This is a genomic window from Kitasatospora sp. NPDC086791 (assembly GCF_040685975.1).
In the GTDB taxonomy this organism is placed as follows: domain Bacteria; phylum Actinomycetota; class Actinomycetes; order Streptomycetales; family Streptomycetaceae; genus Kitasatospora.
Genome location: NZ_JBFBOC010000001.1, coordinates 358571 through 372268, shown reverse-complemented (window position 1 = coordinate 372268; position 13698 = coordinate 358571). Strand labels below are relative to the sequence as shown.

5 protein-coding genes are annotated in these 13698 nt (G+C 75.8%); all 5 read left to right on the top strand.

Annotated elements, in window-relative coordinates; genetic code table 11:
• Nucleotides 1-4 precede the first annotated feature (4 nt).
• The 5 genes from AB0Q99_RS01440 (at nucleotide 5) to AB0Q99_RS01420 (ending at nucleotide 13696) form a co-directional block, all read left to right on the top strand.
• Nucleotides 5-790 (top strand): thioesterase domain-containing protein, encoded by a 786-nt coding sequence (locus AB0Q99_RS01440; RefSeq protein WP_363567280.1) that lies wholly within the window; start codon nucleotides 5-7, stop codon nucleotides 788-790.
• Entirely contained in the window at nucleotides 784-1968 is a 1185-nt protein-coding gene (locus AB0Q99_RS01435; RefSeq protein WP_363567278.1) for a cytochrome P450, read from the top strand. The genes AB0Q99_RS01440 and AB0Q99_RS01435 overlap by 7 nt, the downstream gene beginning before the upstream one ends.
• Nucleotides 1969-2081: 113 nt before the next feature.
• Nucleotides 2082-2294, top strand: coding sequence for an MbtH family protein (locus tag AB0Q99_RS01430; protein ID WP_363567276.1), 213 nt, complete (start codon nucleotides 2082-2084; stop codon nucleotides 2292-2294).
• 8 nt (nucleotides 2295-2302) lie between these two features.
• The gene (locus AB0Q99_RS01425; protein WP_363567274.1) at nucleotides 2303-3298 is read left to right on the top strand and encodes a TauD/TfdA family dioxygenase; all 996 of its coding nucleotides are present in this window, start codon (nucleotides 2303-2305) and stop codon (nucleotides 3296-3298) included.
• A 108-nt stretch (nucleotides 3299-3406) separates the two neighbouring features.
• Nucleotides 3407-13696: an amino acid adenylation domain-containing protein gene (locus tag AB0Q99_RS01420; protein WP_363567272.1), complete on the top strand. Its 10290-nt coding sequence runs from the start codon at nucleotides 3407-3409 to the stop codon at nucleotides 13694-13696.
• The last annotated feature ends 2 nt before the right edge of the window (nucleotides 13697-13698 follow it).

Genomic DNA, 13698 nt, shown 5'->3' with positions numbered 1-13698 from the left:
GCGGATGACCACCGCCACGCGGGTCCGGCCCCGCGTCGAGGGGGACTGGCTGTTCGTCCCCGCGCCCCAACCGCACCGCCCGTTCCGGCTGTTCTGCTTCCCGCACGCCGGGGGCGACGCCACCGCCTACACCCCGCTGGCCCGCGCCCTCGCCCCGGCCGCCGAGGTCTGGGCGGTGCGCCCGCCCGCCCGCGGCGGCCGCCGCGGCCACCCGATGCCCGCGAGCTTCGACCTGCTGGTCGATGCCGTCGTGGAGGCCCTCACCCCGCACCTGACCGGGCGGTTCGGCTTCTACGGGCAGAGCTTCGGCGCCCTGCTCGGCTACGAGGTCGCCCGGGCCCTGCCCGCCGAACGGCGGCCCGAGCTGGTCGTCGCCGCCTCCGCCTCGCCGCCGGCCGCCTGGGCCGGACCGGACCGCCCCCGGCACACCGCCGACGACCTGCTCCGCCTCGCCGGAATGGCCGAACTCGTCGAGGGACAGGCGGACTTGAAGGAACACGCGCTGCGCGGCATCCGGACCGACCTGGACGTGGTCGCCACCTACCGGCCGCGGCCGCACCCGCCGATCGGCTCCCGCCTGCACACCGTGGTCGGTGTCGAGGACCCGCTGCTCGCGGTCGGCGGCCTCGAAGGCTGGGCCGTCCACACCCGCGGCGGCTCCGGCCACCACGTCGTCCCCGGCGGTCACCTGCTCGCCACCGTCGACCGGCCCGGCCCGGTCGACCTGCTGACCTCGCTCGTCGCGCGGCCCGGCGCCGCCGACCAGTCCACGACGGAGTACCCATGCTGACCACCACCTCGGTCGACCTCACCGACCCCGACCTGTGGGCCCGCCCCGACACCTCCGGCCTGATCGCCGAACTGCGCCGGGAGGCCGCCGTCCACCGCACCGACACCGTCGACGACGGGCCGGTCTGGTCGGTGCTGTCCTACCGCCACGCCGCGGAGGTACTGCGCGACGCCACCCTCTACAGCTCCGAGCAGGGTTCGCTGCTCGGCGCCGGCGAGGGCAACGTCCCGGTCGGCTCCGGCCGGATGATGGCCCTCACCGACCCGCCCCGGCACCGCGAACTGCGCGCCCCCGCCAACCCGTTCTTCGCCCCCGGCCCGGTGCGCGGCGCCGTCCGCGGCATCACCGACCTGGCCGCCTCGATCGTCGACCGGGCCGTCGAACTGGGCGAGGTGGACCTGGTCGACGCCGTCTCCGCCCTCCCGCTGTCCGTCATGTGCGACCTCCTGGACGTCCCCGAGCAGGACCGCGAGATGGTCGAACGGGTCTGCGACGTCGCCTTCCTCGGCGGCACCCCCGAGGAGCGCCGGGCCGGCCACCAGCAGCTCATCCCGTACCTGCTGCACCAGGTGATGCTGCGCCGCACCGACCCGCGGGACGACCTGATCAGCAAGATGGCGACCTACCGGGTCGGCGGCAAGCTGCTGCCGGTCGAGGACGTCGTCCTCAACCTGGACAACATCGTGGTCGGCGGCGTCCAGACCGTCCGCCACACCGCCGCCATGGGCCTCTACACCCTCGTCCGGAACCCGGACCTGTGGCGGACGTTGCAGCGGGGCGAGGTCGGCATGGACTCGGCCCTGGACGAACTCCTGCGCTGGACCTCGGTCGGGCTGCACACCCTGCGCACCGCGAGCCGGGACACCGAACTCGACGGCCGCAGCATCCGGCGCGGCGACCGGGTCGCCGTCTGGGTGTGGTCCGCCAACCGGGACCCGGAGGCCTTCGACCGGCCCGAGGAGATCCGGCTGGACCGCAGCCCCAACAAGCACCTCTCGCTCGGCCTCGGCGCCCACTACTGCATCGGCGCACCGCTGGCCAAGGCCGAACTCGGCGCCCTGTTCACGGCGGTGCTGGAGCGCGTCGCCACCATCGAGCCGACCGGCCCGGTCACCCACAACCGATCGATCATCAACTTCGGCCTGGACCACTTCCCGGTCCGCCTGGTCCCGCGCTGACCGGCGCCCGACGGCGGCAGTCGTGCGTACCGAACTGCCGCGTTCCTGCCGCGCCTCCTGCCCTTCCGGGCCACGGCCCGCCCCTACCTTCGAAGCAACCCAAGGAGGACACCATGAGCAACCCGTTCGAGGACGACAACGCCGGCTACCTGGTGCTGGTCAACGACGAGAACCAGCACTCGCTGTGGCCGGTCTGGATCGACGTGCCCGCCGGCTGGACCACCGTCCACGGCGAGGACACCCGGCAGGGCTGCCTCGACCACATCGAGGCGAACTGGACCGACATCAGGCCCGCCAGCCTGGTCGCCTCCCTCGCCCGCCAGTGAGCGCCACCATGCCGACCTGGGAACTGAACCCCGGCCGCCCGGCCCTCGCCCACGCCCCGCGCACCGCCGACCTCGGCGAGGCCTGCGACTGGCTGCGCGAGAACGAGACCGAGCTCACCGCCGCCCTGCACCGCCACGGCACGATCTTCCTGCGCGGCCTGCCGGTCGCGAGCACCGAGGACGTCGCGGCCGTGCGCGACGTGCTCATCCCCGAGCGCACCCCCTACCGCGAGAAGGCCACCCCGCGCAGCGACTACGGCAACGGGGTCTTCTCCTCCACCGACCTGCCGCCGGCCCAGCCGATCCGGATGCACAACGAGAACAGCTACACCCTCACCTTCCCGGGCCGGCTGCTGTTCGCCTGCCTGATCGCCCCCGAGGAGGGCGGTGCCACCCCGACCGCCGACTGCCGCCAGGTGCTGAGCCACCTGCCGGCGCACCTGGTCGAGCGGGGGCGCGGCTCCGGCTGGACGCTCACCCGCACCTACTCCGACTACGTCTCGCTCGGCTGGCGCACCGCCTTCGCCACCGAGGACCGGGCCGAGGTCGAGGCCTACTGCCGGGAGAACGGCATCAGCTGCGAGTGGCTGCCGGACGGCAACCTGCGCACCGGCCAGCTGCGCCCCGCCACCATCCACCACCCGGAGACCGGGGAGGAGGTCTGGTTCAACCACCTCGCGTTCTGGAACGAGTGGTCGCTCGACCCGGACATCCGGGAGGCGATGACCGAGGAGTTCGGCGCGGACGGCCTTCCGTTCAACACCGGGTTCGGCGACGGCGAACCGCTCGGGCGCGCCGACGTCGACGCCCTCAACGAGGCGTACCACGCCGCGACCGTGCGCGAGCGCTGGCAGGTCGGCGACGTGATGCTGGTCGACAACGTGCTCTGCGCGCACGGCCGGGACCCGTACCGCGGCGACCGCAGGATCGCCGTGTCGATGGGGCGGCCGGTCGAGGTCCTGGACTGCCGGCCCAGCGTCCGGCCGGTCCTGACCGCCGTCTGACCGCCGTCGGGCCCTCGTCGGACCGCCGTCCGACCGCCGTCCGACCGAGGTTCGACCGTCCGCCCCGAACACCCCGTGCCGTGCCGTTCCGTGAGTAGAGGAAGCACCGTGATCCCGGTTTCGTACGCCCAACAGCGTCTCTGGCTGGTCGACCAGATCGAGGGGCCGACCGCGCTGTACAACCTGCCGTTCGCCCTGCGCCTGCGCGGCGAGCTCGACACCGCCGCGCTGCGCGCCGCGACGGCGGACGTGGTCGCCCGGCACGAGGCCCTCCGCACGGTGTTCCCGGTGGCCGGGGGAGTCCCGGTGCAACGGATCCTGCCCGCCGAGGAGGCGCAGCCGCGCTTCCTGGCGGTGGACCTCGCACCGGCCGACTACCCCGCCCACCGGGACGCGGCCGCCGCCGAAACCTTCGACCTGAGCTGCGAACTGCCCATCCGGGTCACGGTGTTCACCCTCTCCCCGACCGAGCACGTGCTGCTGGTCGTGCTGCACCACATCGCCGGTGACGGCTGGTCGCTCGGCCCGCTGCTGCGCGACCTCGCCACCGCCTACCGGGCCCGGCTCACCGGCCGCGGCCCCGACTGGGAGCCGCTGCCCGTCCAGTACGCCGACTACGCGCTCTGGCAGCGCGACCTGCTCGGCGACGAACACGACCCCGAGAGCCTGCTTGCCCGTCAACTCACCTACTGGCGAGCGGCGTTGGCCGACCTCCCGGAGGAACTGGAGCTGCCCGCCGACCGACCCCGACCGACCACGCCCACCGGCGCCGCCGACGCCGTCGACCTCTCCTACGGCGCCGACCTGCACACCGCCCTGCTCGACCTCGCCCGCGCGCACCGCACCACCCTGTTCACCGTCCTGCAGGCCGGACTGGCCGCGCTGTTCACCCGGCTCGGCGCCGGCACCGACATCCCGCTCGGCACGGCGGTGGCCGGCCGGTCCGACCCGGCCCTCGACGACCTGGTCGGCTTCTTCGTCAACTCCCTGGTGCTGCGGGCCGACACATCGGGGGACCCGAGCTTCGCCGACCTGCTCGGCCGGGTCCGGGAGGCCCAGCTCGACGCCTTCGCCCACCAGGACGTCCCGTTCGAGCGCCTGGTCGAGGAGCTCAACCCGGCCCGGGCGCTCGGCCGCCACCCGCTGTTCCAGACCCTGCTCGTGGTCCAGAACGCCGGGAAGGCCGAACTCGACCTCCCCGGACTGGAGTCCGCGCCCGAGCCGATCGGCCTGCGGGTCGCCAAGTTCGACCTCAACATCGGCATCACCGAACAGCACGGCCCCGATGGCGCACCCGCCGGGCTCAGCGGCTCGATCGAGTACGCCGCCGACCGCTACGACCACGCCACCGTCACCGCCCTGATCGACCGGCTCGGCCGGGTCCTCGCGGGCGCCGCCGCCGACCCGCACGCCCCGATCGGCACCCTCGACGTGCTCGCCCCCGAGGAGCGCACCCGCATCCTCACCGGCTGGAACGCCACCGGCGTCCCCCGCCCCGCCGGCACCCTGCCCGAGCGCTTCGAACGGCAGGCCGACCGCACCCCGGACGCCGTCGCCCTCGCCCACGACGGCGGCACCCTGCGCTACGCCGAACTCGACGCCCGCGCCAACCGCCTCGCCCACCACCTGACCACCCTCGGCGTCGGCACCGAGACCCCGGTCGCGATGCTGATGGAACGTTCCGTCGACCTCGTCGTCGCCACCCTCGCGATCCTCAAGGCCGGCGGCTGCTACGTGCCGATGCACACGAGCCTGCCGCCCGAGCGGATGGCCGCCGTGCTGGCCGACACCGGGGCCCCCGTCCTGCTCACCGACCGCGCCGACCCCGGCTTCCCGCACCACGCGGTGGTGGTCCGCCCCGGCGAGGAGTCCGCGTCCCCCGCCCACCGGCCCGGCGTACCCGTCCACCCGGACCAGCTCGCCTACGTGATGTACACCTCCGGCTCCACCGGCCGCCCCAAGGGCGTCGCCGTCCGGCACCGCGACGTGGCCGACCTCGCCGCGGACCGGCGCTGGCAGGACGGCCGGCACCGGCGCGTCCTGCTGCACTCCCCGCACGCCTTCGACGCCGCCACCTTCGAGCTCTGGACGCCGCTGCTGGCCGGCGGCACCGTCGTGGTCGCCCCGCCCGGCCCCCTCGACGCCGCCGCCCTGCGCGCCGTCACCACCCGTCACCAGGTCACCGCCGCCTGGCTGACCAAGGGCCTGTTCGACGTGATCGCCGAGGAGGCGCCCGGGACCCTCGGCGCGCTGCGGGTCGTCTGCACCGGCGGTGACGCCGCCTCGCCCACCCTGGTGCGCCGGGTCCTCGACGCCTGCCCCGGCCTGGTCGTCGCCAACGGCTACGGCCCCACCGAGACCACCACCTTCGCCACCCACCACACCCTCACCGCCGCCGACCTCGACGGCCCGCACGTCCCGATCGGACGCCCGCTGGACAACACGCGCGCCTACGTCCTCGACGCCCGGCTGCGGCCGGTGCCGCCCGGGGTGCCCGGCGAGCTGTACCTCGCGGGGGCCGGCCTGGCCCGCGGCTACCTCGGCCGGCCCGGGCTGACCGCCGAACGCTTCGTCGCCTGCCCGTACGGCACCGCTGACCGGATGTACCGCACCGGCGACCTCGTCCGGCTGCGGGCGGACGGCGCGATCGAGTTCCTCGGGCGGATCGACGGGCAGATCAAGCTGCGCGGCTTCCGGATCGAGCCCGGCGAGATCGAGGCGGCCCTCGCCCGCCACCCGGCGGTCCGTCAGGTCGTCGTGCTCGCCCGGGAGGACCGGCCGGGCGACACCCGGCTGGTCGCCTACTGCACCACGGAGACCGCCCCCGACGCCGCCCCCGAAGCCGCCACGGCGGCCGCCACCGACGCCGTCACGCCCGCCGACCTGCGCGCCTTCGCGAGCGCCTCGCTGCCGGCCTACATGGTCCCCTCCGCCGTCGTCCTCCTCGACGCCCTCCCGCTGAACGCCAACGGCAAGGTCGACCGCCGCGCCCTGCCCGCCCCCGACCACGCCGCCGACAGCTCCGGCCGCGCCCCCCGCGACGACCGCGAGCGCGCCCTGTGCGCGCTGTTCGGCGAACTCCTCGGCCTCGACGACATCACCATCGACGACGACTTCTTCGCCCTCGGCGGCCACTCGCTGATGGCCACCCGGCTGGTCGGCCGGGCCCGCGCCGAACTCGGCGTCGAACTCGCCATCGGCGACCTCTTCCGCACGCCGACCGTCGCCGGGCTCGCCGGGCGCCTCACCGGACCCGCCGCCGTGCGGCCCGTCCCGCGTCCCGGCCCCCGCCCCGAGCGCGTGCCGCTCTCCGCCGCCCAGCGCCGCCTGTGGTTCGTCGCCCGGTCCGAGGGCCCCGCCGCCACCTACAACATCACCCTCGCCCTGCGGCTGCGCGGCACGCTCGACCCCGCCGCCCTCGAAGCCGCCCTCGGTGACGTCGTCCGGCGGCACGAGGCCCTGCGCACCGTCTTCGCCGAGCAGGACGGCACCCCCCATCAGCTCGTCCTCGACGGGCCCGCCGCAGCCCTGCTCACCGTCACGGACCGCCCGGTCGACGAACTCGCCCGGCACACCTTCGACCTGGCCACCGACCTGCCCCTGCACGCCTACCTGCGGCCCGAGGGCCCGCAGGAGCACGTCCTGGTCCTCGTCCTGCACCACATCGCGGGGGACGGCGCCTCGCTGCGCCCGCTCTACCGCGACCTCGCCGACGCCTACCGGGCCCGCCTCGACGGCGCCGCGCCCGCCTGGGAGCCACTGCCCCTCCAGTACGCCGACTACGCGCTCTGGCAGCACCGCCTGCTCGGCGCCGACCGCGACCCCGACAGCCTCGCCGCGCGCCAACTCGCCTACTGGCGCGCGGCCCTGTCCGGCCTCCCGGACGAGCTGCCGCTGCCGCTGGACCGCCCCCGCCCGGCGGTCGCCGGCCACCGCGGCGCGGTCGTCCCGCTGGAACTCGACGCCGCCCTGCACGCCCGGCTCACCGAGCTGGCCGCCGAGCACGGCGTCACCCTGTTCATGGTCCTCCAGGCCGCCTACGCCACTCTGCTGCACCGCTTCGGCGCCGGCACCGACCTGCCCATCGGCACCCCGCTGGCCGGCCGGCTCGACGAGACGCTCACCGACCTGGTCGGCTTCTTCGCCAACACGCTGGTGCTGCGCACCGACCTCTCCGGCCGCCCGAGCTTCGCCGAGCTGCTGAGCCGGATCAGGACGGCCGACCTGGCCGCCTACGAGCACCAGGACATCCCGTTCGAGCGCCTGGTCGAGGAGCTGAACCCGCCCCGCTCGACCGCCCGCCACCCGCTGTTCCAGGTGATGCTCGCCTTCGCGGCCGGCGCCGAGGACGGCCCCGCCCTGCCCGGCGTGACGGTGCGGGAGGAGCCGGTCGAGCACGGCACCGCCGCCTTCGACCTCACGCTGACCCTCACCGGGCGCCACCGGCCCGACGGCACGCCGGACGGGCTCGCCGGCGGCCTGGAGTACGCCACCGAGCTGTTCGACCGGGAGACCGTCCAGCGGCTCGGCACCGCCCTGGAGCTGATCCTCCGCCAGGCCGCCGCCGACCCGACCCGACGGATCGGCGAGCCGGCCGTGCTCCCGGCGGGCGAGCGCACCGAGCTGCTGCACGGCGGCGTGACGCCGCTGCCCGGGGAGGTGCCGCTCGTCCCCGCCGCCTTCGAGGCCCAGGCCGAACGGACCCCGGACGCGGTGGCGCTGGTGTGCGGCGAGGACGCGCTGACCTTCGCCGAGCTGAACGCCCGGGCGAACGGCCTCGCGCACCGGCTGATCGCGGCCGGGGTCGGACCGGAATCGGTGGTGGCGCTCGCCCTGCCCCGCTCGGCGGACGCGGTGGTCGGGCTGCTGGCCGTGCTCAAGGCGGGCGGCGTCCACCTGCCGCTGGACGCCGGCTACCCGGCGGAGCGCACCGCCCAGGTGGTCGCCGACGCGGCGCCGACGGCCGTCGTCGCCGACCCGCGCCACCCGCTGCCCGAGCCGCTGCGCGGGCTGCCCGTCCTCGACCCCGCCGGGCCGCCCGCACCGGCCGGGAACCCGGCCCCGCGCGCCACCGCCTCCGACGCCGCGTACGTGATCCACACCTCGGGCTCCACCGGCCGACCCAAGGGCGTGGTGGTCCAGCACGGCAGCCTCGCCGCGCTGCTGGCCTCCCACCGGTCCGGCCCGATGGCGGTCGACCGGCGGCTGAAGGTGGCGCTCGCGGCGTCGCTCTGCTTCGACGCCTCCTGGGACGGCCTGCTGTGGATGGTCGCCGGCCACGAACTGCACCTGCTCGGCGACGACCTGCGCCAGGACGCCGGCGCGCTGGTCCGGCACGTCCGCGCGCGCGGCATCGACGTCGTCGACGTCACCCCGTCCTTCGCCGAGCAGCTGGTGGACGAGGGCCTGCTGGACGCCCCCGCGCCCCGGCTCGTCGTCCTGGGCGGCGAGGCCGTCGGCAAGAGCCTGTGGACCCGCCTGCGCGAGACGCCCGGCACGACCGGTCTCAACCTCTACGGCCCCACCGAGTGCACCGTCGACGCGCTGATCGCGGACCTGGACAGCGCCGAACGGCCCGTGCTGGGAAGCACCGTGGCCGGCGTCCGCGCCTACGTGCTGGACGAGTACCTCAACCCGGTGCCGCCCGGGGTGCCCGGCGAGCTGTACCTCGCCGGGTCGGGCCTGGCCCGCGGCTACCTCGGCCGCCCGGCACTGACGGCCGAACGCTTCGTCGCCGACCCCTTCGTCCCGGGTGACGGGCCCCTCCTGTCCGGTGGCGGGCAAGGAGGTGGGCCCCTCCTGTCCGGTGGCGGGCAAGGAGGTGGGCCCCTCCTGTCCGGTGGCGGGCAAGGAGGTGGGCCCTTCCTGTCCGGTGGCGGGCAAGGAGGGAGGATGTACCGCACCGGCGACCTGGTCCGCCGCACCCGCACGGGCGCCCTCGACTTCCTCGGCCGCACCGACGAGCAGGTGAAGATCCGGGGCTTCCGGATCGAACCCGGCGAGATCGAGGCGGTGCTGACCGCCCATCCGCAGGTGGACCGCGCCGCCGTCCTCCCGGACGAGGACGGCCTGCGGCTGGTGGCCTACGTCGTCACCGACGGCCGGCCCGACCCGGCCGACCTGCGGGCCTTCGTCGCCGCCAGGCTGCCCGGCCACCTGGTCCCGGCCGCGGTCGTGCCGCTCGACACCCTGCCGCTCACCGCCAACGGCAAGCTGGACCGCCGCGCCCTGCCCGCGCCCGACTTCACCACCGGCGGCTCCGGGCGGGCCGCGCGGACCCCGCGGGAGGAGATCCTCGCCGGGCTGTTCGCCGAAGTCCTCGGCCTGGACACGGTCGGCGTCGACGACGACTTCTTCGCCCTCGGCGGCCACTCGCTGCTCGCCACCAGGCTGCTCAGCCGGATCCGGGCCGTGCTGGGCGCCGAGCCGGGCATCCGGGACGTCTTCGAAGCGCCCACCGTGGCCGGGCTCGCGGCCCGGCTGGACACGGCCGAGCGCAGGCTCGCGCCGACGGCGGTCCGGGAGCGGCCCGCCCGGATCCCGCTGTCGTTCGCGCAGCGGCGGCTCTGGCTGATCGACCGGATGGAGGGCCCGAGCGCGCTCTACAACGTGCCGCTCGCGCTGCGCCTGACCGGTGAACTGGACGCGGCCGCGCTGGAGGCGGCCCTGAACGACGTGGTGACCCGGCACGAGAGCCTGCGCACGCTCGTCGCGGAGGCCGACGGCGAACCGTACCAGCGGATCCGGCCGGCCGGGCGGGCCCGCGTCACCGTCGAGGTCCTGCCCGCCGGCACCGACCCGCGGGACTGCGCCGAGCGCCCGTTCGACCTGGCCGCCGACCTGCCCGTCCGCGCCCACCTGATCCCGGCCGGGCCGGACGAGCACCTCCTCGTCCTGGTGCTGCACCACATCGCCGGTGACGGCTGGTCGATGGGCCCGCTGCTGCGGGACCTCACCGAGGCGTACACCCACCGCCTCGGCGGCGAGTCGCCGACGTGGGAGCCGCTGCCGGTGCAGTACGCGGACTACGCCCTGTGGCAGCGCGCCCTGCTCGGCGACGAGGCCGACCCGGACAGCCCGGCCGCCCGTCAACTCGCCTACTGGCGCGCCACCCTGGCCGACCTCCCGGAGGAGCTGACGCTCCCGGCCGACCGCCCTCGGCGCGCCGACAGCGGCCACCGCGGCGACCGCGTCGCCCGGACGCTGGGCGCCGACCTGCACCGCGCGCTGGCCGCGCTGTCCCGCGAGCACCGGGTCACGCTGTTCATGACCCTCCAGGCGGCCCTGGCCGCCCTGCTCACCCGGCTCGGCGCGGGCACCGACGTGCCGATCGGCTCGGTGGTCGCGGGGCGCTCGGACGAGTCCCTGGACGACCTGGTCGGCTTCTTCGTCAACACCCTGGTGCTGCGCACCGACACGTCCGGCGACCCGACCTTCGCCGAACTGCTGGCCCGGGTCCGGGAGACCGACCTCGGCGCGTACGCCCACCAGGACGTGCCGTTCGACCGGCTGGTCGAGGAGCTCAACCCGGCCCGCTCGCTCGCCCGGCACCCGCTGTTCCAGGTGATGCTGGTCCTGCAGAGCAACGAGGACGCCGACCTGGAGCTGCCCGGCCTGCGCGCCGGGGCCCTGCCGGCCACCACCGGGGTCGCCAAGTTCGACCTCAGCGCGATCCTGGAGGAGTCCTTCGACCCGGCCGGCGAGCCCGCCGGCATCGACTTCGCGATCGACTTCGCGACGGACCTGTTCGACCGGGAGACGGTCGAGGCGCTCGCCCGGCGGTTCGAGCGGCTGCTGACGGCCGTGACGTCCCGTCCCGAGCTGCGGATCGGCGCGGTGGACCTGCTGGCGGCCGACGAGCGGGCCGAGCTGGTGACCGGCGGGTACACCCCGCTCGGCGAGGCCCCGCTGGTGCCGGCGGCGTTCGAGGCCCTGGCGGCCACGACCCCGGACGCCGTCGCGCTGGTCTGCGGCTCCGACACGCTGACCTTCGCCGAGCTCAACGCCCGGGCGAACACCCTCGCCCACCGCCTGATCGCGGCCGGGATCGGACCGGACACCGTGGTCGCCCTGGCCCTGCCCCGCTCGGCGGAGGCCGTGGTCGCCCTGCTCGCGGTGCTCAAGGCCGGCGGCGCCTACCTCCCGCTGGACGCCGGCTACCCGGCCGACCGGACCGCCGCCACCCTGGCCGACGCGACGCCCGGGCTCGTCCTCACCGACGACCGCTGGGCGCGCCCCGACCTGCTGGCCGGCCTGCCGCTGATGGACGTCCACGCCGACGCCACCGGCCCGGCCACCGGCCCGGCCACCGATCCGGCCCCGCGCGCCTCGGCACAGCACGCGGCCTACGTCATCCACACCTCCGGATCGACCGGCCGCCCCAAGGGCGTGGTCGTCCCGCACGACAGCATCGCGGCCCGCCTGGTCGCCCACCGCGCCCGGCTGACGGAGGGCCACGGCCGCCGCCGGGTGGCCCTGGTGACCTCCCTCTGCTTCGACGGCTCGTGGGAGGGCCTGCTCTGGCTGCTCTCCGGCCACGAGCTGCACCTGGTCGGCGACGACGTCCGCAGCGACGCGGGCGCCCTGGTCCGGTACGTCCGGCGGGAACGCGTCGACGCGCTCTGCGTCACCCCGTCCTTCGCCGAGCAGCTGATCGAGGCCGGCCTGCTGGACGACCCCGCCCCGGCCGTGCTGGTGCTCGGTGGCGAGGCCGTCGGCCGGCGCCTCTGGACACGGGTGCGCGAAGCCCCGGCCACCGCCGGGCACAACCTGTACGGGCCCACCGAGGCCGCCCTGTACGCGCTCGGCCGGCCGATCGACACCGCGCCCACCCCCGGCCTCGGCAGCGTCGTCCCGGGCAGCCGCGCCTACGTCCTGGACGAGCGGCTCGCCCCGGTGCCGCCCGGCGTCCCCGGCGAGCTGTACCTGGCCGGCGCCGGACTGGCCCGCGGCTACCTCGGCCGCCCCGGCCAGACGGCCGAACGCTTCGTCGCCGACCCCTTCGTACCGGGCGCCCGGATGTACCGCACCGGCGACCTCGTCCGCCGCACCCGGGACGGCGGCACCGACTACCTCGGCCGCACCGACCACCAGGTGAAGATCCGCGGCTTCCGGATCGAACCCGGCGAGATCGAGCACGTCCTGACCAGGCACCCGCTCGTGACGGCGGCCGCGGTCCTGCCCCACGAGCACCCCACCGCCGGCACCCGCCTGGTCGCCTACGTGGCGGCCGAGGACGGACTCGACCCCGCCGAACTGCGCTCCCTCGCCGCCGGGTCCCTGCCCGGCTACATGGTCCCCGTGGCCGTCGTGCCGCTGGCCGCCCTTCCGCTCACCGGCACCGGCAAGCTCGACCGCGCCGCCCTGCCGGAACCGGACTTCGGGCAGTTCACCGGCGGCCGGCCCGCCCGCACCCCGCAGGAGCGGGAGCTGTGCGCCCTGTTCGCGCAAGCCCTCGGCCTGGACACCGTCGGCATCGACGACGACTTCTTCGACCTCGGCGGCCACTCGCTGCTCGCGACCGGACTGCTCGCCGGCATCCGCGCCACCCTCGGGGTCGACCTGGGCATGCGCACCCTGTTCGAGGCGCCGACCGTCGCCGCGCTCGCCCGGCGGCTGGACACCGGCCGGCCGGAGCAGCCCCGGGACGCCCTCGACGTCCTGCTGCCGCTGCGCACCGGCGGCAGCCGCGCCCCGCTGTTCTGCGTGCACCCGGCGGCCGGCATCAGCTGGGTCTACTCCGGGCTGCTGCGCCACCTCGACGACCGGCCGGTCTACGGCCTGCAGGCCCGCGGGCTGCGAGGCGGGGCCCCGGCGAGCGTCGCGGAGATGGCCGAGGACTACGTGCGGCAGATCCGCTCGGTACGGCCGACCGGCCCCTACCACCTGCTCGGCTGGTCCTTCGGGGCGGTGGTGGCGCAGGAGATGGCCGTCCGGCTCCAGGCCGAGGGGGAGACGGTCGGGGTGCTCGCCCTGCTCGACGGCCTGCCGGTCACCGCGGCCGATGCCGATGTCGAGGCCGGCGCCGGTGAGCCGCTGGACGAACCCGCCGACGCCCTGGCCGAGTTGCTGCTGTCCCTGGGCTACGACCCGGCGGACGGCCGCGGCCAGGCCGAGCTGACCGCCGTGCTCGGCGAGGCCGCCGCCGAACTGCCCGAGGTGTTCGCACGGCACCGCAAACTGATGGCCGAGCACGTGCCCGGCCGCTACCGGGGCGACGCCGTCTACGTCGGCGCGACCCTCGACAAGCCCGCCGACTGGCCCCACGAGCGGAGCTGGCGGCCGTACCTGGACGGCCGGATCGAGCCGCACCGCCTCGCCTGCGCGCACGGCGAGCTGACCCGACCGGAACCCCTCGCACGGATCGCCGCCGTGCTCGTCGAGAAGCTTGGAGAGTGACC